The sequence below is a fragment of the Streptomyces sp. NPDC031670 genome (assembly GCF_055580545.1).
This window is the reverse complement of the sequence record NZ_JBVILC010000005.1, coordinates 329,883-355,153: the sequence shown is the minus strand read 5'-3', so window position 1 is coordinate 355,153 and position 25,271 is coordinate 329,883. Positions and strand designations below refer to the sequence as shown.

The 25,271-nt window shown below is 70.7% G+C and carries 23 protein-coding genes; all 23 read left to right on the top strand.

Going from position 1 to position 25,271, the window contains the following annotated elements:
- The first annotated feature begins 96 nt into the window (after positions 1–96).
- The 23 genes from ACZ5ID_RS13070 to atpD all read left to right on the top strand — a co-directional run bounded on the left by ACZ5ID_RS13070 (position 97) and on the right by atpD (position 25,255).
- Positions 97–543: a response regulator gene (locus tag ACZ5ID_RS13070; RefSeq protein WP_468896816.1), complete on the top strand. Its 447-nt coding sequence runs from the start codon at positions 97–99 to the stop codon at positions 541–543.
- A 401-nt stretch (positions 544–944) separates the two neighbouring features.
- Positions 945–2,000, top strand: a complete 1,056-nt coding sequence (gene nrtL / locus ACZ5ID_RS13065) for an ArgS-related anticodon-binding protein NrtL (protein ID WP_468896814.1) — start codon at positions 945–947, stop codon at positions 1,998–2,000.
- Positions 2,001–2,045: 45 nt separating this feature from the next.
- Positions 2,046–3,437: a diaminopimelate decarboxylase gene (gene lysA / locus ACZ5ID_RS13060; RefSeq protein ID WP_468896812.1), complete on the top strand. Its 1,392-nt coding sequence runs from the start codon at positions 2,046–2,048 to the stop codon at positions 3,435–3,437.
- 128 nt (positions 3,438–3,565) lie between these two features.
- Complete coding sequence (locus tag ACZ5ID_RS13055) at positions 3,566–4,867, top strand: homoserine dehydrogenase (protein ID WP_468896810.1); 1,302 nt, start codon at positions 3,566–3,568, stop codon at positions 4,865–4,867.
- Between the two features lie 6 nt (positions 4,868–4,873).
- A complete protein-coding gene (gene thrC / locus ACZ5ID_RS13050; protein WP_468896808.1) occupies positions 4,874–5,932 on the top strand; it encodes a threonine synthase in 1,059 nt (352 codons plus the stop codon).
- 229 nt (positions 5,933–6,161) lie between these two features.
- Entirely contained in the window at positions 6,162–7,079 is a 918-nt protein-coding gene (gene thrB / locus ACZ5ID_RS13045) for a homoserine kinase (RefSeq protein WP_468896806.1), read from the top strand.
- A 416-nt stretch (positions 7,080–7,495) separates the two neighbouring features.
- Positions 7,496–9,565 (top strand): transcription termination factor Rho, encoded by a 2,070-nt coding sequence (gene rho / locus ACZ5ID_RS13040; RefSeq protein ID WP_468896804.1) that lies wholly within the window; start codon positions 7,496–7,498, stop codon positions 9,563–9,565.
- A 229-nt stretch (positions 9,566–9,794) separates the two neighbouring features.
- Positions 9,795–10,910 (top strand): LCP family protein, encoded by a 1,116-nt coding sequence (locus tag ACZ5ID_RS13035; protein WP_468896802.1) that lies wholly within the window; start codon positions 9,795–9,797, stop codon positions 10,908–10,910.
- Between the two features lie 162 nt (positions 10,911–11,072).
- Positions 11,073–11,294 (top strand): 50S ribosomal protein L31, encoded by a 222-nt coding sequence (gene rpmE, locus ACZ5ID_RS13030; RefSeq protein WP_468896800.1) that lies wholly within the window; start codon positions 11,073–11,075, stop codon positions 11,292–11,294.
- Positions 11,295–11,398: 104 nt separating this feature from the next.
- On the top strand, positions 11,399–12,478 hold the full coding sequence (gene prfA, locus ACZ5ID_RS13025; RefSeq protein ID WP_406551635.1) for a peptide chain release factor 1: 1,080 nt from the start codon (positions 11,399–11,401) through the stop codon (positions 12,476–12,478).
- 76 nt (positions 12,479–12,554) lie between these two features.
- The gene (prmC, locus tag ACZ5ID_RS13020) at positions 12,555–13,436 is read left to right on the top strand and encodes a peptide chain release factor N(5)-glutamine methyltransferase (RefSeq protein WP_468896798.1); all 882 of its coding nucleotides are present in this window, start codon (positions 12,555–12,557) and stop codon (positions 13,434–13,436) included.
- Positions 13,437–13,492: 56 nt separating this feature from the next.
- A complete protein-coding gene (locus ACZ5ID_RS13015) occupies positions 13,493–14,140 on the top strand; it encodes an L-threonylcarbamoyladenylate synthase (protein ID WP_365102388.1) in 648 nt (215 codons plus the stop codon).
- On the top strand, positions 14,137–14,784 hold the full coding sequence (locus tag ACZ5ID_RS13010; RefSeq protein WP_406551633.1) for an arsenate reductase/protein-tyrosine-phosphatase family protein: 648 nt from the start codon (positions 14,137–14,139) through the stop codon (positions 14,782–14,784). The genes ACZ5ID_RS13015 and ACZ5ID_RS13010 overlap by 4 nt, the downstream gene beginning before the upstream one ends.
- 133 nt (positions 14,785–14,917) lie before the next feature.
- The gene (locus tag ACZ5ID_RS13005; RefSeq protein WP_468896795.1) at positions 14,918–16,204 is read left to right on the top strand and encodes a serine hydroxymethyltransferase; all 1,287 of its coding nucleotides are present in this window, start codon (positions 14,918–14,920) and stop codon (positions 16,202–16,204) included.
- A 93-nt stretch (positions 16,205–16,297) separates the two neighbouring features.
- A complete protein-coding gene (locus tag ACZ5ID_RS13000) occupies positions 16,298–17,659 on the top strand; it encodes an MraY family glycosyltransferase (RefSeq protein ID WP_468896949.1) in 1,362 nt (453 codons plus the stop codon).
- Between the two features lie 261 nt (positions 17,660–17,920).
- A complete protein-coding gene (locus ACZ5ID_RS12995) occupies positions 17,921–18,355 on the top strand; it encodes a hypothetical protein (protein WP_468896793.1) in 435 nt (144 codons plus the stop codon).
- Positions 18,356–18,580: 225 nt separating this feature from the next.
- A complete protein-coding gene (gene atpB / locus ACZ5ID_RS12990; protein ID WP_468896791.1) occupies positions 18,581–19,405 on the top strand; it encodes a F0F1 ATP synthase subunit A in 825 nt (274 codons plus the stop codon).
- Positions 19,406–19,486: 81 nt separating this feature from the next.
- On the top strand, positions 19,487–19,720 hold the full coding sequence (gene atpE / locus ACZ5ID_RS12985) for an ATP synthase F0 subunit C (protein WP_344069828.1): 234 nt from the start codon (positions 19,487–19,489) through the stop codon (positions 19,718–19,720).
- A 52-nt stretch (positions 19,721–19,772) separates the two neighbouring features.
- On the top strand, positions 19,773–20,318 hold the full coding sequence (locus ACZ5ID_RS12980) for a F0F1 ATP synthase subunit B (RefSeq protein ID WP_468896947.1): 546 nt from the start codon (positions 19,773–19,775) through the stop codon (positions 20,316–20,318).
- On the top strand, positions 20,315–21,130 hold the full coding sequence (locus tag ACZ5ID_RS12975; protein ID WP_468896789.1) for a F0F1 ATP synthase subunit delta: 816 nt from the start codon (positions 20,315–20,317) through the stop codon (positions 21,128–21,130). Before ACZ5ID_RS12980 ends, ACZ5ID_RS12975 begins: the two co-directional genes overlap by 4 nt.
- A gap of 139 nt (positions 21,131–21,269) precedes the next feature.
- Positions 21,270–22,865, top strand: coding sequence for a F0F1 ATP synthase subunit alpha (atpA, locus tag ACZ5ID_RS12970; protein ID WP_406551628.1), 1,596 nt, complete (start codon positions 21,270–21,272; stop codon positions 22,863–22,865).
- Between the two features lie 20 nt (positions 22,866–22,885).
- Positions 22,886–23,803 (top strand): F0F1 ATP synthase subunit gamma, encoded by a 918-nt coding sequence (locus ACZ5ID_RS12965; protein ID WP_468896787.1) that lies wholly within the window; start codon positions 22,886–22,888, stop codon positions 23,801–23,803.
- Complete coding sequence (gene atpD / locus ACZ5ID_RS12960; RefSeq protein ID WP_468896785.1) at positions 23,804–25,255, top strand: F0F1 ATP synthase subunit beta; 1,452 nt, start codon at positions 23,804–23,806, stop codon at positions 25,253–25,255.
- Positions 25,256–25,271 lie beyond the last annotated feature (16 nt).

The window sequence follows — 25,271 nt, the reverse complement described above, 5'->3', positions numbered from 1 at the left end:
GGTATTTCCGGTGGTCGGCGGGGGCGGGGTCCCCCGCAGGGGGCGGAAGTGGGGAAAACCCGGACGCGGCGGTGGTCGCGGACCTAACCTCGAGATGTGCCAGGCGCGTCCGGCCGGGTCCTTGTCGTCGACGACAACAAGGTCATCCGGCAGCTGATCAGGGTCAACCTCGAGCTGGAGGGCTTCGAGGTCGTGACCGCGGCCGATGGTGCCGAGTGTCTGGAAGTGGTGCATCGGGTCTGTCCTGATGTGATCACCCTGGACGTCGTGATGCCTCGGCTCGACGGGCTGCGTACGGCCACACGGCTGCGGGCGGACGCCCGTACGCGCCATCTGCCGCTCGCCATCATCAGTGCCTGTACGCAGTACGAGGTCGAGACCGGGCTCGCGTCCGGCGTCGACGCGTTCCTGGCCAAGCCCTTCGAGCCGGCCGAGCTGGTCAAGGTCGTACGGCAGCTGATGCACCGGGAGGCCCCGCCGTCCGCCGACGGCAACAGGCAACCCGGACGCGCCGGGCGGGCCGCCGGCACCTCCCGCGGCTAAGAGCGCCCGAGCCCCCAGGTGCCTGGGTGCCTGGGTTCCCGAGCGCCCGGGATCTCCCTCGGATGACTCCGGGGACTTGCACTCTCTGGGCTCCCGCCCCCGCCCCCGCCCCCGAGGCCACCCCGGCCCGCACCACCCGCGCGCGGCCCGCGACTCCCGGCCCCAGCCACCCTCAAACGTCCCCGCCCTCCCCGTGCGGCCCCGGCGACCACCCCGCCCCCACGCACGCCAGCCCCGTGCGCCCCCGGCGACCACCCCGCCCCCACGCGCCCCAGCCCCGTGCGGCCCCGGCGACCACCCCGCCCCCACACACCCGGCCCCCGGCCCCCGGCCGGCCACCCCCTGCCCACATCCCGAAACCGATTACCCGCCCCACCCCCCCTCTCCCATACGCTGGTCCCGTGACCCCCGCAGAGCTCTCCCGTACCGTCGTGCGCGCCGTGCGCGGTGTCGTCGACGAGGGTGTGCTCGCTGTGGACGTGCCCCGGGACGTCAAGGTCGAGCGGCCCCGGCCCGGGGGTGGCGGGGACTACGCCAGTGCCGTCGCCCTCAAGCTCGCCGCCGCCTCCGGGCTCGCCCCCCGTACCGTCGCCGAGGCCCTGCGCGGGCGGCTCGCCGGTGTACCCGGGCTCGCGCGCGTCGACATCACCGGGCCCGGGTTCCTCAACTTCACCCTGAGCACGTCAACGGATCGGCCCGAGCTGGTCCGCCGGGTGCTGGCCCTCGGGCCGCGCTACGGGTACGGCGACGCCCTCGCCGGGCAGCACCTCTCCTTCGCGTCCGTCGACGAGCCCCGCGCCCTCGCCGTCACCTCCGCCGTCGTCGCGCTGCTGCGCTCGCAGGGGGCCACCGCCGACATCGGGCCGTACGGGAGCGAGCGGCTGCACGTGCTGCCCGACCCGCGCACCGCCGCCCCCCTGGCCGAGCTGGTCGGCCCGGATGCCGCCCGCTGGGCCCACCTCCGCGCCGCCGCCCACGACCGGCCCGCCCCCGCCGCCGAGCTCCTCGACCAGCGCGAAAGCAATCCGTACTTCCGTGTGCGGTACGCCCACACCCGCGCCCGCGCCCTCACCCGCAACGCCCGCGCCCTCGGCTTCACCGGCGCCCCCGGCGACCTGGACCTCCCGGCCGATACCGCCGGACGCCCTTCCGCGAGTACCCCTGCCGCCCTCGGCCCGCACCAGAACGACGCCACCCCCACCCCCCTCCTCCCCCTCCTCGCGGACCACCCCGCCGCCCTCCTGCGTGCCGCCGAGCTCCGGGCGCCCGACCGGGTTGCCCGGCAGCTCGAAGCGGTCGCCGACGCTCTGCTCGACTTCCAGCACCTCGTGCTGCCGCTCGGGGACGAGAAACCCTCGGCCGCCCACCGTGCCCGGCTCGCGCTCGCCGAAGCCGCCGGGGCGGTGTTCGCCGGTGGCCTGTCCCTGTTCGGCATCGACGCCCCTGAATTCCTGTGAACTCGTCAGAGACGTACGAGTCGTGAGAGTTGTGAGAGTGACAGCATGAGCCGTTCCGCACATCCCGCCGGACCCCGGCACGCCGACGTCCTGCCCGAGGGGCACTACTCCGCGCCGCCCGCCGACCTCAACTCCCTTGATCCCAAGGTCTGGTCGCAGACGGTCGGGCGGAACGACGACGGTGTCGTCCACGTCGGCGGGCTCGATGTCGCCGCGCTCGCCGAGGAGTTCGGCACGCCGGCGTACTTCCTGGACGAGAGCGACTTCCGTGCCCGCTGCCGCGCCTGGGCCGGCGCCTTCGGCAAGGACGCGGACGTGTTCTACGCGGGGAAGGCCTTTCTCTCGCGCGCCGTCGTGCGGTGGCTGCACGAGGAGGGGCTCAACCTCGACGTGTGCTCCGGCACCGAGCTCGCCACCGCCCTCGCCGCCGGCATGCCCGCCGAGCGCATCGCCTTCCACGGCAACAACAAGTCCGAGGACGAGATCCGGCGGGCCGTCGAGGCCGGTGTGGGGCGCATCGTGCTCGACTCCTTCCAGGAGATCGTCCGCGTCGCCCACATCGCCCAGAGCCTCGGCAGGCGCCAGCGCGTCCAGATCCGGGTGACCGTCGGCGTCGAGGCGCACACCCACGAGTTCATCGCCACCGCCCACGAGGACCAGAAGTTCGGTATCGCCCTCGCCGGGGGGCAGGCGGCCGAGGCCGTCCGGCGGGCTCTGAAGCTCGATGGGCTCGAACTCATCGGGATCCACTCCCACATCGGGTCGCAGATCTTCGACATGGCCGGGTTCGAGGTCTCCGCCCGGCGGGTCGTGCAGCTCCTCGCCGAGGTGCGGGACGAGCATGGCGTCGAGCTGCCCGAGATCGACCTCGGCGGCGGCCTCGGCATCGCGTACACCTCCGACGACGACCCCCGCGAGCCCCATGAGATCGCCAAGGCGCTCAACGAGATCGTCACCCGTGAGTGCGAGGCCGCCGGGCTGCGCACACCGCGTATCTCCGTGGAGCCGGGGCGCGCGATCGTCGGGCCCAGCGCGTTCACGCTGTACGAGGTCGGGACGATCAAGCCGTTGGAGGGGCTGCGGACGTATGTGAGCGTCGACGGGGGCATGTCCGACAACATCCGTACGGCCCTCTACGACGCCGAGTACTCCGTCGCGCTCGTCTCGCGGACCTCCGACGCGGAGCCGATGCTGGTACGGGTCGTGGGCAAGCACTGCGAGAGCGGCGACATCGTCGTACGGGACGCGTTCCTGCCCGCCGACCTGGCGCCCGGCGATCTGATCGCGGTGCCGGCCACCGGGGCGTACTGCCGCTCCATGGCCAGCAACTACAACCACGCCCTGCGCCCGCCCGTCGTGGCGGTCCGCGACGGCCGGGCGCGGACGATCGTCCGGCGCGAGACCGAGGAAGATCTCCTGCGGCTCGACGTCGGATGACGAATAAATGAAGAGAACGATGAATTGATAGTGGAATATGTGTCTCAGAATCCGGACGAGGGACGGAAACCCCCGTCCGGTGAGTGAGACTGGTCGGCATTCAAGCCGGTAGAAGGAGACGAGGTCGGATGATGCGTACGCGTCCGCTGAAAGTGGCGCTGCTGGGCTGTGGAGTGGTCGGCTCAGAGGTGGCGCGCATCATGACGACGCACGCCGACGACCTCACGGCGCGCATCGGCGCGCCCGTGGAGCTCGCCGGTGTCGCCGTGCGCCGGCCCTCGAAGGTGCGCGAGGGCATCGACCCCGCCCTCGTCACCACCGACGCGACCGCCCTGGTCAAACGCGGTGACATCGATGTGGTGGTGGAGGTCATCGGCGGGATCGAGCCCGCCCGCACCCTCATCACCACCGCCCTCGCGCACGGCGCCTCCGTCGTCTCCGCCAACAAGGCGCTGCTCGCCCAGGACGGGGCCGCGCTGCACGCCGCCGCCGTCGAGCACGGGCGGGACCTGTACTACGAGGCCGCCGTCGCCGGTGCCATCCCGCTGATCCGGCCGCTGCGCGAGTCCCTCGCCGGCGACAAGGTCAACCGGGTGCTCGGCATCGTCAACGGCACGACCAACTTCATCCTCGACAAGATGGACTCGACCGGCGCCGGGTACCAGGAGGCCCTCGACGAGGCCACCGCGCTCGGGTACGCCGAGGCCGATCCCACCGCCGACGTGGAGGGCTTCGACGCCGCCGCCAAGGCCGCCATCCTCGCCGGGATCGCCTTCCACACGCGCGTCCGCCTCGACGACGTCTACCGCGAGGGCATGAGCGAGGTCACCGCCGCCGACTTCGCCAGCGCGAAGGAGATGGGCTGCACCATCAAGCTGCTCGCCATCTGCGAGCGCGCCGCCGACGGCGGGTCCGTCACCGCGCGCGTCCACCCGGCGATGATCCCGCTCGACCACCCGCTGGCCTCCGTGCGCGGCGCCTACAACGCGGTCTTCGTCGAGGCCGAGGCGGCGGGCCAGCTGATGTTCTACGGACCCGGCGCGGGCGGCGCGCCCACCGCGTCCGCCGTCCTCGGCGACCTGGTCGCGGTCTGCCGCAACAAGCTCGCGGAGTCCACCGGGCCCGGTGAGTCCGCGTACACCCAGCTGCCCGTGAGCCCCATGGGCGATGTGGTGACCCGCTACCACATCAGCCTCGACGTGGCCGACAAACCCGGTGTGCTCGCCCAGGTGGCCACCGTCTTCGCCGAGCACGGGGTGTCCATCGACACCGTGCGCCAGCAGAGCCGACAGGACGGGGTCGGCGAGGCCTCGCTCGTCGTCGTCACCCACCGCGCGGCCGACGCGGCCCTCACCGGGACCGTGGACGTCCTGCGGGAGCTCGACACCGTGCGGGGTGTCGCCAGCATCATGCGTGTTGAAGGGGAGTAACGAGCAATGACCCACCAGTGGCGCGGAATCATCGAGGAGTACCGGGACCGGCTCCCCGTCTCCGCTACGACCCCGGTCGTCACCCTGCGCGAGGGCGGCACGCCGCTCGTGCCCGCGCAGGTGCTCTCCGAGCGCACCGGCTGCGAGGTCCACCTCAAGGTCGAGGGCGCCAACCCCACCGGGTCCTTCAAGGACCGCGGGATGACGATGGCGATCACCCGGGCGAAGGAGGAGGGCGCGCGAGCCGTCATCTGCGCCTCCACCGGCAACACCTCCGCCTCGGCCGCCGCCTACGCGGTCCGGGCCGGCATGGTCTGCGCCGTCCTGGTGCCGCAGGGCAAGATCGCGCTCGGCAAGATGGGCCAGGCGCTGGTCCACGGGGCGAAGATCCTCCAGGTGGACGGGAACTTCGACGACTGCCTCACGCTGGCGCGCGGGCTCTCCGACAACTACCCGGTGGCGTTGGTCAATTCGGTCAACCCGGTCCGTATCGAGGGCCAGAAGACGGCCGCGTTCGAGATCGTGGACATGCTCGGCGACGCGCCCGACATCCATGTGCTGCCGGTCGGCAACGCCGGCAACATCACGGCGTACTGGCGGGGGTACCGGGAGTACGCGGCGGACGGGACCGCCGGCCGCACCCCGCGCATGTGGGGCTTCCAGGCCTCCGGTTCGGCGCCCATCGTGCGCGGCGAGGTGGTCAAGGACCCGTCGACGATCGCCACCGCGATCCGGATCGGCAACCCGGCGTCCTGGCAGTTCGCGGAGGCCGCGCGGGACGAATCCGGCGGTCTCATCGACGAGGTGACGGACCGTGAGATCCTGCGGGCCTACCGGCTGCTCGCCGCCCAGGAGGGCGTCTTCGTGGAGCCCGCGTCGGCCGCCTCGGTCGCGGGGCTGCTGAAGGCCGCCGAGCAGGGCCTGGTGGACCCGGGCCAGAAGATCGTCTGTACGGTCACCGGCAACGGCCTCAAGGACCCGGACTGGGCCGTCGCGGGCGCTCCGCAGCCGGTCACGGTGCCGGTGGACGCCGCGGTCGCGGCCGAGCGCCTCGGTCTGGCGTAGTCGAAACCGCACAACTCCGGGTAACTCGGCACGTAGGGGCGCAGGGGGCTCGCGACACGCATCGTGCGCCTCCTGTGCGCCCTATGTCGCCACTGAACCTTCCTTCGATAGGCTGTACCCAACCCGCCCCGCCGCATATGCCGCGGTGCAGTTGCCCCTGTGGCCGTCGGGTTCCTGGATACCTCTTCGAAAATCCCGCAGCAGTCTCACAAGGAGAGTCATCAGAGCGATGGCCGGTCCCGCATTCCGCGCCGCCGCCGTACGGGTGCGCGTCCCCGCCACCAGTGCCAACCTCGGCCCGGGCTTCGACTCCCTGGGCCTGTCACTGGGGCTCTACGACGACGTGGTGGTCCGCGTCGCCGACTCCGGCCTGCACATCGACATCGCGGGCGAGGGCGCGGACACGCTGCCCCGCGACGAGAGCCACCTCCTCGTACGGTCGCTGCGCACCGCCTTCGACCTCCTCGGCGGGCAGCCGCGCGGCCTGGAGGTCGTGTGCGCCAACCGCATCCCGCACGGCCGGGGCCTCGGCTCCTCGTCGGCCGCCATCTGCGCCGGGATCGTCGCCGCGCGCGCGGTGACCATAGGCGGCGACACCCGGCTCGACGACACCGCGCTGCTGGAGCTGGCCACCGAGATCGAGGGCCACCCGGACAACGTCGCGGCCTGTCTGCTCGGCGGGTTCACACTCTCCTGGATGGAGGGGGGAGCGGCGCGGGCCATCAGGATGGACCCTGCGGACTCCGTCGTTCCGGTGGTCTTCGTGCCCGGCCGGCCGGTGCTGACGGAGACCGCCCGGGGACTGCTGCCGCGCACCGTCCCGCACGGGGACGCGGCGGCCAACGCCGGGCGGGCGGCGCTGCTCGTGGAGGCGCTGACCAGGCGCCCCGAGCTGCTGCTCCCGGCCACCGAGGACCGGCTCCACCAGGAGTACCGGGCACCGGCCATGCCCGAGAGCGTGGCGCTGGTCAACCGGCTTCGGGCGGACGGTGTCCCCGCGGTCATCTCCGGCGCGGGACCCACGGTCCTGGCGCTGGTCGAGGACGGTGCGGCCGACAAGGTCGCACGGCTGGCGGGCGACGGGTGGGCCGCGAACCGGCTCCGCCTCGACGCCTCGGGCGCGAGCGTTCTGCCGCTGGGGGCCTAGGCCATCGGGGTCCGGGACCGTCCCGGCGGGACGCGCGGCTTACCGGTGAACGAGAGGGGGAATGTTTGTTGGATCCGGTAGTGTTAACCTCAAGTCTGCATCGGTCGTCTTCGTGGCGCGGTGCTTCGTGTCCCCTTCAGGGACCGCCTTTCTTCCGGGAGCCTCCCAAACCGCCTGCGCAGCCTGCATGAGCAGTTTCCGAGCACGCTCCGGAACCGGCACGACACCCCCCGCTTTTCCTCAGGGGGCCGAGTAGGGGAACTCGGGCCGGACCCCACGCACGTTTACCTCTCCGCCGTACGCGGCGGACCACCGCCCCGGCACGGTCAGTGACCCCAGGTCACGGGCCATGTTCGGACAGCACAACCGGTCGCCGAGCCAGACAGGCCGACGTCCGCTCCAGGGAAGGACCCTTCGTGAGCGACACCACCGATCTGATGGGCGTGACAGCCGACACTTCTGTCGACGACGCCGCGCCCGCCGCAGGTGCTGCCTCTGGCACCACCGCACGGCGCCGCCGCTCCGGCACCGGCCTCGACGGCATGGTCCTGGCCGAGCTGCAGCAGGTCGCGTCCGGCCTCGGCATCAGGGGCACCGCGCGGATGCGCAAGAGCCAGCTGATCGAGGTCATCAAGGAGGCGCAGGCCGGTTCCGGCTCCGCCGCCCCGGCCAAGGGCGCCGACGCGGCCGAGAGCAAGCCCAAGCGCCGCGCCACCTCCAAGGCCCGTACGGGCGACGAGGCCGACGGCAAGCCCGCCGCCCAGCAGCAGATCGAGATCCCCGGCCAGCCCGCCGGGGGCGCGGCCCAGGCCGAGCGGGGCCGGGAGACCGGCGGAGAGGACCAGCCCGCGGGCGAGCGCCGCCGTCGGCGCGCCACCGCCGCGGCCGGCTCCCCGGAGTCCGCCACCGCCGTGGCCGAGCCGCAGACCGCCAAGGCCGAGGCCAAGACGGAGACCCGCGCCGAGCAGAAGACGGACGCCCAGCCCGACGCCAGGGCCACCGAGGCCGTGGACGGCGCCGAGGGCCGGCGCGAGCGCCGCGACCGCGGCGAGCGGGGCGACCGCCAGGGCCGCCAGCGCGACCGTGAGCGTGGTGACCGTGGTGACCGCGGCGAGCGGGGCGACCGCGGCGAGCGCGGCGAGCGCGGCCGTGGCAAGGGCGACGACCAGCAGGGGGGCCAGGGCGGCCAGCGCCAGCAGCGCCAGGGCAACCAGGGCCAGCAGAACAACGGCCCCCAGGACGACTTCGACGACGAGGGCCGCCGCGGCCGTCGGGGCCGTTACCGCGACCGCCGGGGCCGTCGTGGCGGGCGCGAGGAGTTCGGCGCCGAGCCGCAGGTCAACGACGACGATGTGCTGATCCCCGTCGCGGGCATCCTGGACATCCTCGACAACTACGCCTTCATCCGGACCTCCGGCTACCTGCCGGGCCCGAACGACGTGTACGTCTCGCTCGCCCAGGTCCGCAAGAACGGCCTGCGCAAGGGTGACCACGTCACCGGCGCCGTGCGCCAGCCCAAGGACGGCGAGCGCCGCGAGAAGTTCAACGCGCTGGTCCGCCTGGACTCCGCCAACGGCATGGCGGCCGACTCCGGCCGTGGCCGTCCCGAGTTCAACAAGCTCACCCCGCTCTACCCGCAGGACCGGCTCCGTCTGGAGACCGACCCGGGCATCCTGACCACGCGGATCATCGACCTCGTGTCGCCGATCGGCAAGGGCCAGCGCGGTCTGATCGTGGCCCCGCCGAAGACCGGCAAGACCATGATCATGCAGGCGGTCGCCAACGCGATCACCCACAACAACCCCGAGTGCCACCTGATGGTCGTCCTGGTCGACGAGCGTCCGGAAGAGGTCACCGACATGCAGCGGTCGGTCAAGGGCGAGGTCATCTCCTCGACCTTCGACCGTCCGGCCGAGGACCACACCACGGTCGCGGAGCTCGCCATCGAGCGCGCCAAGCGCCTCGTGGAGCTCGGCCACGACGTGGTCGTGCTGCTCGACTCGATCACCCGTCTGGGCCGTGCGTACAACCTGGCGGCCCCGGCCTCCGGCCGCATCCTGTCCGGTGGTGTCGACTCGACGGCGCTCTACCCGCCCAAGCGCTTCTTCGGTGCCGCGCGCAACATCGAGGACGGCGGCTCGCTGACCATCCTCGCCACCGCGCTCGTGGAGACCGGCTCGCGCATGGACGAGGTGATCTTCGAGGAGTTCAAGGGCACCGGCAACATGGAGCTCAAGCTCGACCGCAAGCTCGCCGACAAGCGCATCTTCCCGGCGGTGGACGTGGACGCGTCCGGCACCCGTAAGGAAGAGATCCTGCTCGGCAGCGACGAGCTCGCGGTCGTCTGGAAGCTGCGCCGGGTGCTGCACGCGCTCGACCAGCAGCAGGCGATCGAGCTGCTCCTGGACAAGATGAAGCAGACGAAGTCGAACGCCGAGTTCCTGCTCCAGATCCAGAAGACCACCCCGGGCAACGGCAACGACTGACGTCACCGCCGCGACCTGCGGATACGCCCTCGGCACCTCGGTGCCGGGGGCGTTTTCGCGTATCCGGGGCGCGCGGAGAGCTTCACCACAGGCCCCGGGCGTTCTCAAGGGGTTCTTAGAACCCTGTGCAACCCTTCTTGGTGCTTCTCCGTCTGACAAGTGTCGACAAACCGTGCCTGACAGACACGGCGGGGGGGTACCAGGAGCAGCGACGAGGACTGAGGAGACCATGGCCGACCAGAGTGAGAGCGGCAGCGACCGAATATCCGGCGGTGGCCGCGGCCGGCGCCGCAGGCGCCCGGCTCCGCGCCGCCGTGTGCTGACGATCGCGGCCTGGTCCGCGGCGGGCGTGATCATGGTCGGCGGGGCCGGCCTCGGATACGTCTACTTCAAGCTGAACGGCAACATCAAGGGTGTCGACATCAACGCCCAGCTCGGCACCGACCGCCCCCAGGACGTCGACAACGGCTCCCTGGACATCCTGGTCCTCGGCTCCGACTCCCGGGCCGGTGCCAACAAGGAGTACGGCCAGGACGACGGCGGCGCCCGCTCCGACACCGCGATGGTCGTCCACGTCTACGAGGGCCACAAGAAGGCCAGCGTCGTCTCCATCCCCCGCGACACCCTGATCACGCGGCCCTCCTGCACCACCACGGACGGCAAGGAGGACCCCGGCGGCAAGCGGCAGATGTTCAACACCGCGTACGAGGTCGGTGGCCCGGCCTGCGCCGTCAAGACCGTCGAGCAGATGTCCGGCATCCGGATGGACCACTACATCGAGGTCGACTTCACCGGCTTCAAGAAGCTCATCGACGAGCTCGGCGGGGTGCCCGTCACCACCGCCAAGCCCATCAAGGACAGCAAGAGCCATCTGGACCTCCCGCCCGGCAGGCACACCCTCAACGGCGAGCAGGCGCTCGGCCTGGTGCGCACCCGGCACGGTGTGGGCGACGGCTCCGACCTCGGCCGCATCCAGCTCCAGCAGGCGTTCATCAAGGCCCTGATGGAGCGCGTCAAGGGCGTCGGCGTCTTCAGCAGCCCCACCAGGCTCTACGGCCTCGCGGACGCCGCCACCAAGGCGATCACCACCGACTCCGACCTGAACTCGGTCAACAAGCTGATCGGCTTCGGCAACGGGCTCAAGGGCCTGGGCTCCGACGACGTCCACATGATCACCCTGCCGGTGATGTACGACCCGGCGGACCCCAACCGCGTACTGCCGCAGCAGGCCCACTCCAAGGAGGTCTGGGACGCGCTGCTGCGGGACCAGCCGGTCCCCGCCTCCGCGACCCGGGACTCCGCGGGTGACAAGGGTGATGTCGGCGGTGTGGTGAAAACCGGCTGACCTGCGCTTTCGTCCTGCCGGGCGGCGCGTGGAATAGATCGGGGCCGACCCCGGTTTTGGGAGATGTGCCCAGTCCTGGCAGACTGGTACGTCGGCCCCGGTTCACGTGCGCGCAGTCCCGCGCGGACGACCCGGCGCCCTCCATGAACATAGGAGACACCCTTGAAGCGCGACATTCACCCCGAGTACGTCGAGACGCAGGTCAGCTGCACCTGTGGCGCGTCGTTCACCACCCGTAGCACCCTGGCCGAGGGCAACATCCGTGCCGAGGTCTGCTCCGAGTGCCACCCGTTCTACACGGGCAAGCAGAAGATCCTCGACACCGGTGGCCGTGTGGCCCGCTTCGAGGCCCGCTTCGGCAAGGCTGCTGCCGCCAAGAAGTAGCGAGCCACTGCGCCGGTCTTCGGCCGCCCCCGTGGGGGCGGCTGGGACCGGCGTTTTGCCGTTGCCCGCAGCCCCTTTCACGCACATACCCAGGAGAGCCCCCGATGTTCGAGGCGGTCGAGGAACTGATCGGCGAGCACGCCGATCTGGAGAAGAAGCTCGCCGACCCTTCGGTCCACGCCGACCAGGCGAACGCGCGCAAGCTCAACAAGCGCTACGCCGAACTGACGCCGATCGTCGGGACCTACCGCTCCTGGAAGCAGGCGGGCGAGGACATCGAGACGGGCAAGGAGTACGCGGCGGCCGACCCCGACTTCGCGGCCGAGGTCAAGGAGCTGGAGAAGCAGCGCGAGGAGCTGACGGAGAAGCTGCGGCTCCTCCTGGTCCCGCGCGACCCCAGCGACGACAAGGACGTCCTGCTGGAGATCAAGGCGGGCGCGGGCGGCGACGAGTCGGCCCTGTTCGCCGGCGACCTGCTGCGGATGTACCTGCGCTACGCCGAGCGCGTCGGCTGGAAGACCGAGATCATCGACGCCACCGAGTCCGAGCTGGGCGGCTACAAGGACGTCCAGGTCGCGGTGAAGACCAAGGGCGGCAACGGCGCCACCGAGCCCGGCCAGGGCGTCTGGGCGCGGCTGAAGTACGAGGGCGGGGTGCACCGCGTGCAGCGCGTGCCCGCCACCGAGTCGCAGGGCCGTATCCACACCTCCGCCGCCGGCGTGCTCGTCACGCCCGAGGCCGAGGAGGTCGACGTCGAGATCAACATGAACGACCTCCGCATCGACGTGTACCGCTCCTCCGGCCCCGGCGGCCAGTCCGTCAACACCACCGACTCCGCCGTGCGCATCACGCACCTGCCGACCGGTGTCGTCGCCTCCTGCCAGAACGAGAAGAGCCAGCTCCAGAACAAGGAGCAGGCCATGCGCATCCTGCGCTCGCGGCTGCTCGCCGCGGCCCAGGAGAAGGCCGAGGCCGAGGCCGCCGACGCCCGCCGCAGCCAGGTGCGTACCGTGGACCGCTCCGAGAAGATCCGCACGTACAACTATCCGGAGAACCGCATCTCGGACCACCGCGTCGGCTTCAAGGCGTACAACTTGGACCAGGTGCTCGACGGCGACCTGGACGCGATGATCCAGGCGTGCGTCGACGCCGACTCCGCCGCCAAGCTCGCCGCGGCGAGCTGACACCCGTAAGACACCCGGTACCTCTCCCGCCGCCGCCACCGGGCGGGGGAGGCCCATTGCAGCCCGGAGGACCAGCGTGCCGCAACATTCTGGGGGGCGAACCCCAGGCCCCCGCAGTGTGCTGCTCGCGGAGGTGGCCCAGGCCACCCAGCGGCTGGCCGACGCCGGCGTGCCCTCGCCGCGCTTCGACGCGGAGGAGCTCGCCGCCCACATCCACGGCGTCAAGCGGGGCGAGCTGCACCTGGTCAAGGACGTCGACTTCGACGCCCGTTACTGGGAGGCCATCGCCCGCCGCGAGGCGCGCGAACCGCTCCAGCACATCACCGGGCGGGCGTTCTTCCGCTATCTGGAGCTCCAGGTGGGCCCCGGCGTCTTCGTGCCGCGCCCCGAGACCGAGTCGGTCGTCGGCTGGGCCATAGACGCCGTACGGGCCATGGACGTGGTCGAGCCGCTCATCGTCGACCTGTGCACCGGCTCCGGCGCCATCGCGCTGGCCATGGCGCAGGAGGTGCCCCGCTCCCGGGTGCACGCCGTGGAGCTCTCCGAGGACGCCCTCACCTGGACCCGCAAGAACGTCGAGGGCTCGCGCGTCGTGCTGCACCAGGGCGACGCCCTGACCGCGCTGCCCGAGCTGGACGGCCAGGTCGACCTGGTCATCTCCAACCCGCCGTACATCCCGCTCACCGAGTGGGAGTACGTCGCCCCTGAGGCCCGGGACCACGACCCCGAACTCGCCCTCTTCTCCGGCGAGGACGGCCTCGACACGATCCGGGGCATCGAGCGCACCGCCCACCGGCTGCTGCGGCCCGGCGGCCTCGTCGTCGTCGAGCACGCCGACACCCAGGGCGGCCAGGTGCCGTGGATCTTCAACGAGGAGGCCGGCTGGGCGGACGCGGCCGACCACCCCGACCTGAACAACCGTCCGCGCTTCGCCACGGCCCGCAAGGCGCTGCCGTGACCGCCTGGATTCCTTACCGCTTCATGACCGCGTACGTGTACGAGGAGGCCCGTTAAATGGCTCGGCGATACGACTGCAACGACGCGACCGACCGCACGACCGGTCTGCGCGAGGCCGCCTCCGCGGTGCGCCGCGGCGAACTCGTCGTCCTGCCGACGGACACCGTCTACGGCATCGGCGCCGACGCGTTCAGCGCCGAGGCCGTCGCCTCCCTGCTGGACGCCAAGGGCCGCGGGCGCAACATGCCCACCCCTGTCCTGATCGGGTCCCCGAACACGCTGCACGGCCTCGTGACGGACTTCTCCGAGCAGGCGTGGGAGCTCGTCGACGCGTTCTGGCCGGGCGCGCTGACCATCGTCGCCAAGCACCAGCCCTCGCTCCAGTGGGACCTGGGCGACACCCGGGGCACGGTCGCCATCCGGATGCCGCTGCACCCGGTCGCCATCGAACTGCTCACCGAGGTCGGCCCGATGGCCGTCTCCTCCGCCAACCTCACCGGGCACCCCTCGCCCGAGGACTGCGACGCCGCGCAGGAGATGCTGGGCGACTCCGTCTCGGTGTACCTGGACGGCGGCCCCACCCCGGGCATCGTCCCGTCGTCGATCGTCGACGTCACGGGGAAGGTGCCGGTGCTGCTGCGCGCGGGCGCGCTCGACGCCGACGAGCTGCGCAAGGTGGTACCCGACCTCGAGGTGGCGAATTGACAGCCCCTGAGACGGGGCGTGGCATAGGCACCGGGCTCACCGGCACTTTCCGCATCCTCCACGTCAGCACCGGCAACGTGTGCCGCTCGCCCATCACCGAGCGGCTGACCCGGCATGCCCTGTACGACCGCCTCGGCGACCCGTACACCGGCGGCCTGATCGTGGAGAGCGCGGGCACCTGGGGCCACGAGGGCGCCCCGATGGAGGCGAACGCGGCGGCGGTCCTGGCGGACTTCGGCGCGGACGCCTCCGGGTTCACGGGGCGCGAGCTCCTGGACGAGCACGTCATCACCGCGGACCTGGTCCTCACGGCCACCCGCGACCACCGCGCCCAGGTCATCTCCATGGGCCATTCGGCGGGGCTGCGCACCTTCACGCTGAAGGAGTTCACCCGGCTGGTGCGGGCCATAGACCCCACGACCCTGCCGGACCCCTCCGAGGACGGCATGGTCGAGCGCGCCCGCGCCCTGGTCCGCGCGGCGGCGGCCCTGCGCGGCTGGCTGCTGGCGCCCAGCGCGGAGGCGGACGAGGTGAACGACCCCTACGGCGCCCCGATCACCTTCTTCCGCTCGATCGGGGACGAGATCAACACGGCCCTGGAGCCGGTGGTCACGGCCCTGACGGGCGTGGCCGCGCCGCACTGAGCCCTGCGGGGGACGAGCGGCGCCGGCGGCGCGCCGGAGGGGCTGACGGGAATCCGCCGGGCGCCGCGGGGCGCGTCGGCCTACATTGGATCCGACGCCCCACCACCACCTCCTGCCAGGCCCGGAGACCCCGATGACGGCCACCACCGCAGCCGCGTCCGCCGCCCGCGCCGCCGCCCCCGAGGGGGCGCTCGACGCCCTGCGGCGGCAGGACCCCGAGATCGCCGACGTGCTGCTCGGCGAGACCCGGCGGCAGGCCACCTCGCTCCAGCTCATCGCCGCCGAGAACTTCACGTCGCCCGCCGTGCTCGCGGCGCTCGGCTCCCCGCTCGGCAACAAGTACGCCGAGGGCTACCCCGGCGCCCGTCACCACGGCGGCTGCGAGCTCGTCGACGTGGCCGAGCGGATCGCCGTGGACCGGGCCAGAGCGCTCTTCGGGGCCGAGCACGCCAACGTACAGCCGCACTCCGGCTCCTCGGCGGTCCTGGCGGCCTACGCGGCGCTGCTGCGGCCGGGTGACACCGTGCTGGCCATGGGGCTCCCGTACGGGGGACACCTCACCCACGGCTCGCCCGCCAACTTCTCCGGCCGGTGGTTCGACTTCGTGGGCTACGGCGTCGACGCGGAGACCGGCCTCATCGACTACGAGGAGGTCGCCGCCCTCGCCGAGCGCCACCGCCCCAAGGCGATCGTCTGCGGCTCGATCTGCTACCCGCGCCACCCCGACTACGAGGCGTTCCGCGCCATCGCGGACGCGGTCGGCGCGTACCTCATCGCGGACGCGGCGCACCCCATGGGCCTGGTGGCCGGGGGAGCGGCGCCCAGCCCCGTCCCGTACGCGGACGTGGTGTGCGCGACCACCCACAAGGTGCTGCGCGGGCCGCGCGGCGGGATGCTGCTGTGCGGCGCGGAGCTGGCGGCCCGGGTCGACCGGGCGGTCTTCCCGTTCACCCAGGGCGGCGCCCAGATGCACACCATCGCCGCCAAGGCGGTCGCCTTCGGGGAGGCGGCCACCCCCGCGTTCACGGGGTACGCCCATCAGGTGGTCGCCAACGCGCGCGTGCTCGCGGCCGGGCTGGCCGCCGAGGGCTTCGCCGTCGTCACCGGCGGCACCGACACCCACCTCATCCTGGCCGACCCGGCCCCCCTGGGCCCGGACGGAAAGGCCGCCAGGGGCCGTCTGGCGGGCGCGGGAATCGTCCTGGACGCCTGCGCCCTGCCGTACGACGGGGCGCGCGGCATCCGGCTCGGTACGGCCGCGGTGACCACCCAGGGGATGGGCGAGGCGGAGATGGCCAGGCTCGCGGTGCTCTTCTCCGCGGCGCTGCGCGAGGGCGGCGGCGCGGACGGCGACGGTCTCGCGCAGGTGCGGGCCGAAGTGCGGGAACTGGCAGGGAGATTTCCCCCCTATCCGCACTAGAGGGGGTCGTCTGCAACCATCTCGTGTACCCGCGTGTCCTCAACCACGTAAGCGCGAAGCTAGTGTGTGGGGCTGAGATGGCCAGCGATACCTCTGGGGCAGCCCGTGCGTGAATACCTGCTGACGCTGTGCGTCACGGCCGCGGTGACCTACCTGCTCACCGGGCCGGTGCGGAAGTTCGCCATCGCGGCCGGCGCGATGCCGGCGATCCGCGCCCGGGACGTGCACCGCGAACCGACGCCGCGGCTCGGCGGCATCGCCATGTTCGGCGGACTGTGCGCGGGCCTGCTCGTCGCCGACCACCTCGACAGCCTCAACGGGGTCTTCGAGCGCTCCAACGAACCGCGCGCGCTGCTCTCCGGCGCCGCGCTGATCTGGATCATCGGCGTCCTGGACGACAAGTTCGAGATCGACGCCCTGATCAAGCTCGGCGGCCAGATGATCGCCGCCGGTGTCATGGTCGTACAGGGCCTGACGATCCTGTGGCTGCCCATCCCGGGCGTCGGCGCGGTCTCGCTCACCTCCTGGCAGGGCACGCTGCTCACGGTGGCCCTGGTGGTGATCACCATCAACGCGGTGAACTTCGTGGACGGCCTGGACGGCCTGGCCGCCGGCATGGTGTGCATCGCCGCCGCGGCGTTCTTCATGTACGCGTACCGGATCTGGTTCGGGTACGGCATCGAGGCCGCGGCCCCGGCGACCCTCTTCGCCGCCATCCTGATGGGGATGTGCCTGGGCTTCCTGCCGCACAACATGCACCCCGCGCGGATCTTCATGGGCGACTCGGGCTCGATGCTCATCGGGCTGGTCCTCGCGGCCGGCGCGATCTCCATCACCGGCCAGGTCGACCCGGACGCGCTGCGGATGAACCTCAGCCTCAGCGGCAGTGAGCGCGAGGCGACGCACGCGATGCTCCCGGTCTTCATCCCGCTGCTGATGCCGCTGACCATCATCGCCATCCCGATGGCCGACCTGGTGCTCGCGATCGTGCGGCGCACCTGGAAGGGCCAGTCGCCGTTCGCCGCCGACCGCGGTCATCTGCACCACCGGCTGCTGGAGATCGGCCACAGCCACAGCCGCGCGGTGCTGATCATGTACTTCTGGGCGGCGCTGATCGCCTTCGGGACGCTGGCGTACTCGGTGCACTCGGCGTCGATGTGGATCGTCTTCGTGATCGTGGCGCTGAGCGCGGTCGGTCTGGTCCTGCTGCTGCTCCCGCGCTTCACCCCGCGCGCCCCGCGCTGGGCGGAGGCGTTCGTCCCGCCGCGCTACCGCCGCCGTACGCGGCCGGCCGGGGAGACGGCGGCCGAGGAGGCCGGTGAGGAGCGGGACGGCGAGGACGGCGAGGAGGAGCGCACGCCGGTCGTCGCGGGCGTCTCCGGCGTCAACGGAGCGACCGCCATCGGCCCACGTTCGCGCTTCCCCGACCGGCGGAAGACCGGCGCGTCACGCTGACGAATTGCCGCACCGCATCCCAATACCAGACAAGTTGCGGCCGTTCTTGCACATGCGCGCGCGTTCACTCTCATGTGTGACGGGCAGCACATCATCTTGGTAAAGACCTCATCAAATAGTTTGTGATACCGTTCACGAGACCCGGCAACAGAGCCGAAGGACCGTAGTGCGACGGCCCATTGGCCCGAGGGACCACCTCGGCCGGGGCCTACGCTCGTCCATGACGACACCCTGCCCCCACCAGTAAGCGGAGCTGCCGCCATGCCGTCCAACGACGCCCGCACCCTCCTTCGGACCGCCGTACCCACCGCTGCCGCCGGCGCGATCGCCGTCGCCGTCAGCGCCGGGGTCGCGGGCGGCAAGGGGGCCATCGGCGCCGCCATCGCGACGGTCGTGGTCATCGGCTTCATGGGCATCGGGCTGCTCGTCCTGGAGCGCACCGCGAAGAACCTGCCCCACCTGTTCCAGGCCATGGGGCTGATGCTGTACACGGCCCAACTGCTGTTGCTCTTCATCTTCGTCGCGGTCTTCAAGGACACGACACTGTTCAACCCCAAGGCGTTCGCCGCCACGCTCGTCGCGCTGACCCTCATCTGGATCGGCATGCAGGCGCGTGCGTACATGAAGGCCAAGATCCTTTACGTCGAGCCGGATTCGGAGGCTCAGAAGCCCCAGAAATCCGGGTCTTCGTCGTGAAAGGTAGGGGCGGAATAAAAGCGAGTTCGAGACCCTGCTATCGTCCGGTGCCAACTGCGGCACTGCGGGCGCGGGCATCTGAGCTGACGCCTGCTCGAACGCGAGGCTTGATGCCCGACCGCCGCCCCATCATCCGTAACACCAGTCCAGTGCCGAACCGCGGCTGCGCGCCGCGCCGACACAACGAGGTTGCCGTACCTATGCGCCACGCTGAAGGAGCCCGCGGTGAGTGCTGACCCGACGCAGCTCGCTTTCGACACCAGTTGCCACCTGTTCCAGGACTGCGGTGGCTTCGAGGGTCCGGGCCTGCACTCGTTCCTGTTCAAGCCTCTCTGGGGCGACGCGGACGGCAACGGCGCCTATTTCAACAAGCCGATGCTGCTCGCCCTGCTGGGCTCGCTCATCATTGTGGGCTTCTTCTGGGCCGCCTTCCGCAAGCCGAAGGTCGTCCCCGGCAAGCTCCAGATGGTCGCCGAGGCGGGCTACGACTTCGTACGCCGCGGCATCGTCTACGAGACGCTGGGCAAGAAGGAGGGCGAGAAGTGGGTCCCCCTCATGGTCTCGATCTTCTTCTTCGTCTGGATGATGAACCTCTGGTCGATCGTCCCGGTCGCCCAGTTCCCGGTGACGTCGATCATCGCGTACCCGGCGGTTCTCGCGGCGATCGTCTACGTCATCTGGATGAGCGTCACCTTTAAGCGCCACGGTTTCGTCGGCGGCTTCAAGAACCTCACGGGCTACGACAAGAGCCTCGGCGGCGTCCTGCCGCTGGTCATGGTCATCGAGTTCTTCTCGAACGTCCTGGTCCGCCCGTTCACGCACGCGGTGCGACTGTTCGCGAACATGTTCGCCGGGCACACCCTGCTGCTGCTCTTCACGATCGCCAGCTGGTACATGCTCAACGGCATCGGCATCGCGTACTCGGGCGTCTCGTTCGTGATGGTCATCGTGATGACCGGCTTCGAGCTCTTCATCCAGGCCGTCCAGGCGTACGTGTTCGTGCTTCTGGCCTGCAGCTTCATCCAGGGCGCCGTCGCCGAGCACCACTGACCGGCCGCCCGCACCTCACCACCCCCCAAGTCGTCCGGTGGCCAACCCCCACCGGTCCGTGAAAGAGAAGGAAGAACTGGCATGTCCCAGATCCTCGCTGCCTCCGACGGCGTCACCGGCTCCCTCAGCTCCGTCGGTTACGGCCTCGCCGCGATCGGCCCCGGCGTCGGCGTCGGCATCATCTTCGGTAACGGCACCCAGGCCATGGCTCGTCAGCCCGAGGCGGCCGGCCTGATCCGCGCCAACCAGATCCTCGGTTTCGCGTTCTGTGAGGCGCTGGCCCTCATCGGCCTCGTCATGCCGTTCGTCTACTAAGACGAACGACGACTAGACCGATCCGACGAAAGGCACTGATGTGAACCTCACCATGGTTCAGCTGGCGGCCGAGGGCAAGGAAAACCCCCTCGTTCCGCCGTGGCCTGAGCTCGTCATCGGCCTGATCGCCTTTGTCATCGTCTTCGGCTTCCTCGCCAAGAAGCTCCTCCCGAACATCAACAAGGTTCTGGACGAGCGTCGCGAGGCCATCGAGGGCGGTATCGAGAAGGCCGAGGCCGCGCAGACCGAGGCTCAGAGCGTGCTGGAGCAGTACAAGGCCCAGCTCGCCGAGGCCCGCCACGAGGCCGCCCGCCTGCGCCAGGAGGCGACCGAGCAGGGCACCGCGCTCATCCAGGAGATGAGGGCGGAAGGCCAGCGGCAGCGTGAGGAGATCATCGCTGCCGGACACGCTCAGATCGAGGCCGACCGCAAGGCCGCCGCGCACGCGCTCCGCCAGGACGTCGGCAAGCTCGCCACCGACCTGGCCGGCAAGCTCGTCGGCGAGTCCCTGGAGGACCACGCCCGGCAGAGCCGCACGATCGACCGCTTCCTCGAGGGTCTTGAGGACAGCGCTCCGAAGGCCGAGGCCACGCGATGAACGGAGCGAGCCGCGAGGCGCTGGCTGCCGCGCGCGAGCGTCTCGACGCGCTGATGGACAACACGTCCGTCGACGCGGCGAAGCTCGCCGGGGAGCTGGCGGCCGTCACCGCGCTGCTCGACCGCGAGGTGTCGCTGCGTCGGGTCCTCACCGACCCGTCGCAGCCCACCGAGGCCAAGGCCGAGCTGGCCGGGCGCCTCCTCGCCGGCCAGGTCGGCGGCGAGAGCACCGACCTGGTGAGCGGCATGGTCCGCGCCCGCTGGTCGCGGTCGCGCGACCTGGTGGACGCGCTGGAGGACCTGGCGAACACCGCCGACCTCACCGCGGCGCAGCAGCAGGGCGCGCTGGACGACGTGGAGGACGAGCTGTTCCGGTTCGGCCGGATCGTCACCTCCAACGCCGACCTGCGCTCCGCGCTGACCCACCGCGCCGCCACCGAGTCCGCCAAGGGCGAGCTGCTGCGCAGCCTGCTCGGCGGCAAGGCGAACCCGGCCACCGAGCGGCTCGTCACGCGTCTTGTGACCAAGCCGCGTGGACGTAGCCTGGAGTCGGGACTCGAGTCCCTCTCCAAGCTCGCCGCGGAGCGCCGGCAGCGGATGGTCGCCGTGGTCACCTCGGCGGTACCGCTGACCGACGTACAGAAGCAGCGCCTCGGCGCCGCTCTGGCGAAGGTGTACGGCCGCCCGATGCACCTGAACCTGGACGTGGACCCGACGGTCCTCGGCGGGATCTCGGTGCGGGTCGGCGACGAGGTCATCGACGGCACCGTCGCGCAGCGTCTCGACGAGGCGAGCCGGCGACTGGCCGGCTGACCTGCCTCGGCAGCGTCACCAACAACACAGGCAACACAGCGGCCCGGTTGGGCCGTGCAGAACTTGCAGAAGATTCCTGGGGGTCGCCCCCAGACCCCCTAAGAAGCTTCAGGCCCAACAAGGAGAGCAGGGAACCCAGATGGCGGAGCTCACGATCCGGCCGGAGGAGATCCGGGACGCACTGGAGAACTTCGTCCAGTCGTACCAGCCGGACGCGGCCTCGCGCGAGGAGGTCGGAACGGTCAGCGTTGCCGGCGACGGCATCGCGAAGGTGGAGGGCCTGCCCTCCGCCATGGCGAACGAGCTGCTGAAGTTCGAGGACGGCACCCTCGGTCTCGCCCTCAACCTCGAGGAGCGCGAGATCGGTGCGATCGTCCTCGGCGAATTCAACGGCATCGAGGAGGGTCAGCCGGTGCAGCGCACCGGTGAGGTCCTCTCCGTAGGCGTCGGCGAGGGCTACCTCGGCCGCGTCGTCGACCCGCTCGGCAACCCGATCGACGGTCTCGGCGAGATCGCGACCGAAGGCCGCCGCGCCCTTGAGCTGCAGGCCCCGGGCGTCATGGTCCGCAAGTCGGTCCACGAGCCGATGCAGACCGGCTACAAGGCCGTCGACGCGATGGTGCCGATCGGCCGTGGCCAGCGTCAGCTGATCATCGGCGACCGCCAGACCGGCAAGACCGCGCTGGCCGTCGACACGATCATCAACCAGCGCGACAACTGGCGCTCGGGCGACGTGAACAAGCAGGTCCGCTGCATCTACGTCGCCATCGGCCAGAAGGGCTCGACCATCGCGTCCGTTCGCGGCGCCCTGGAAGAGGCCGGCGCGCTCGAGTACACGACGATCGTCGCCGCCCCGGCGTCCGACCCGGCCGGCTTCAAGTACCTGGCGCCGTACACCGGTTCGGCCATCGGCCAGCACTGGATGTACGCCGGCAAGCACGTCCTGATCATCTTCGACGACCTGTCGAAGCAGGCCGACGCCTACCGCGCCGTGTCGCTGCTGCTGCGCCGCCCGCCGGGCCGCGAGGCCTACCCGGGTGACGTCTTCTACCTGCACTCGCGTCTGCTGGAGCGCTGCGCCAAGCTCTCCGACGACATGGGCGCCGGTTCGATGACCGGTCTGCCGATCGTCGAGACCAAGGCGAACGACGTGTCGGCGTTCATCCCGACCAACGTCATCTCCATCACCGACGGCCAGTGCTTCCTGGAGTCCGACCTGTTCAACGCCGGCCAGCGCCCGGCCCTGAACGTCGGTATCTCGGTCTCCCGCGTCGGTGGCTCGGCCCAGCACAAGGCCATGAAGCAGGTCTCCGGCCGGCTTCGCGTGGACCTCGCCCAGTACCGCGAGCTGGAGGCGTTCGCCGCCTTCGGTTCCGACCTGGACGCGGCCTCGAAGTCCTCGCTGGAGCGCGGCAAGCGCATGGTCGAGCTGCTGAAGCAGGGCCAGTACCAGCCGATGCCGGTCGAGGAGCAGGTCGTCTCCGTCTGGGCCGGCACCACCGGCAAGATGGACGACGTCCCGGTCGCCGACATCCGCCGCTTCGAGTCGGAGCTGCTGGAGTACCTGCGCCGCGAGCGCAAGGAGCTCCTCACCTCCATCGCCGAGGGCGGCAAGATGTCGGACGACACCCTGCAGTCGATCGCCGACGCCATCACGGCCTTCAAGCGGCAGTTCGAGACCTCGGACGGCAAGCTCCTGGGCGACGACGCGCCGGCCGTCAACGTCTCCAAGTGACGACGGAAGGGACCTGACTCATGGGAGCGCAGCTCCGGGTCTACAAGCGTCGCATCCGTGCCGTCACGGCGACCAAGAAGATCACCAAGGCGATGGAGATGATCGCCGCCTCGCGCATCGTCAAGGCGCAGCGCAAGGTGGCGGCCTCGATGCCGTACGCGACCGAGCTCACCCGCGCGGTGACGGCGGTGGCGACCGGCTCGAACACCAACCACGCCCTGACCACCGAGGTCGAGACGCCGACCCGGGCCGCGGTCCTGCTCATCACGAGCGACCGCGGTCTGGCCGGCGGCTACTCCTCGAACGCCATCAAGCAGGCGGAGCGGCTCACCGAGCGGCTGCGCGGCGAGGGCAAGGAGGTCGACGCGTACGTCGTCGGCCGCAAGGGCGTGGCGTACTACGGCTTCCGTGAGCGCAAGATCATGGAGTCGTGGACCGGTTTCACCGACAGCCCGGCCTACTCCGACGCCAAGCGCGTCGCGGCGCCGCTGATCGAGGCCATCCAGCTGGACACGGCCGAGGGTGGCGTCGATGAGTTGCACATCGTCTACACGGAGTTCGTGTCGATGATGACGCAGAACGCGGTCGACGGCCGGATGCTGCCGCTCAGCCTCGACAAGCCCGAGGAGGAGACCGGCGCGAAGGGCGAGATCCTTCCGCTGTTCGACTTCGAGCCGTCGGCGGAGGACGTCCTCGACGCCCTGCTGCCGCGCTACGTCGAGAGCCGTATCTACAACGCACTGCTGCAGTCGGCCGCTTCCGAGCACGCCGCCCGCCGCCGCGCGATGAAGTCGGCGACCGACAACGCCGGGGATCTCATCAAGAGCCTCTCCCGGCTTGCCAACGCGGCCCGCCAGGCCGAAATCACCCAGGAAATCAGCGAGATCGTCGGTGGCGCGAGCGCCATGGCCGACGCGACCGCGGGGAGTGACAAGTAAGTGACGACGACTACCGAGAACGCTGTGACGGCCGCCGCCACGGGCCGCGTCGCCCGGGTCATCGGCCCGGTCGTCGACGTGGAGTTCCCCGTCGACGCGATGCCTGAGATCTACAACGCCCTCAAGGTCCAGGTCGCCGACCCGGCCGAGGACGGCAAGCTCAAGACGCTGACCCTGGAGGTCGCCCAGCACCTGGGTGACGGCCTGGTCCGCACCATCTCGATGCAGCCCACCGACGGTCTGGTCCGCCAGGCCCCGGTGACCGACACGGGCGAGGGCATCACCGTCCCCGTCGGTGACTTCACCAAGGGCAAGGTGTTCAACACCCTGGGCGAGGTGCTCAACTACCCGGAGGCCAACTCCGAGGTGACCGAGCGCTGGCCGATCCACCGCAAGGCCCCCCGATTCGACGAGCTCGAGTCGAAGACCGAGATGTTCGAGACCGGCGTCAAGGTCATCGACCTCCTCACCCCGTACGTCAAGGGTGGAAAGATCGGTCTGTTCGGTGGTGCCGGTGTCGGCAAGACCGTGCTGATCCAGGAAATGATCTACCGCGTCGCCAACAACCACGACGGTGTGTCGGTGTTCGCGGGCGTCGGTGAGCGTACCCGTGAGGGCAACGACCTCATCGAGGAGATGGGCGACTCGGGCGTCATCGACAAGACCGCCCTGGTCTTCGGCCAGATGGACGAGCCCCCGGGCACCCGTCTTCGGGTCGCGCTGGCCGGTCTGACGATGGCGGAGTACTTCCGTGACGTCCAGAAGCAGGACGTCCTCTTCTTCATCGACAACATCTTCCGGTACACCCAGGCCGGTTCCGAGGTGTCGACCCTGCTCGGCCGTATGCCCTCCGCGGTGGGTTACCAGCCGAACCTGGCCGACGAGATGGGTCTCCTCCAGGAGCGCATCACCTCGACCCGCGGTCACTCGATCACCTCGATGCAGGCGATCTACGTCCCCGCGGACGACCTGACCGACCCGGCCCCGGCCACCACCTTCGCCCACCTCGACGCGACGACGGTTCTCTCCCGTCCGATCTCCGAGAAGGGCATCTACCCGGCCGTGGACCCGCTGGACTCGACGTCCCGCATCCTCGACCCGCGGTACATCGCGGCGGACCACTACGCCGCCGCCATGCGTGTCAAGGGGATCCTCCAGAAGTACAAGGACCTCCAGGACATCATCGCGATCCTCGGTATCGACGAGCTGGGCGAGGAGGACAAGCTCGTTGTCCACCGTGCCCGCCGTGTCGAGCGCTTCCTGTCGCAGAACACCCACGTCGCCAAGCAGTTCACCGGCGTGGACGGTTCGGACGTGCCGCTCGACGAGTCGATCACCGCGTTCAACGCGATCTGTGACGGTGAGTACGACCACTTCCCCGAGCAGGCGTTCTTCATGTGCGGTGGCATCGAGGACCTGAAGGCCAACGCCAAGGAGCTCGGCGTCTCCTGACCCGAGCCGGTTTCCG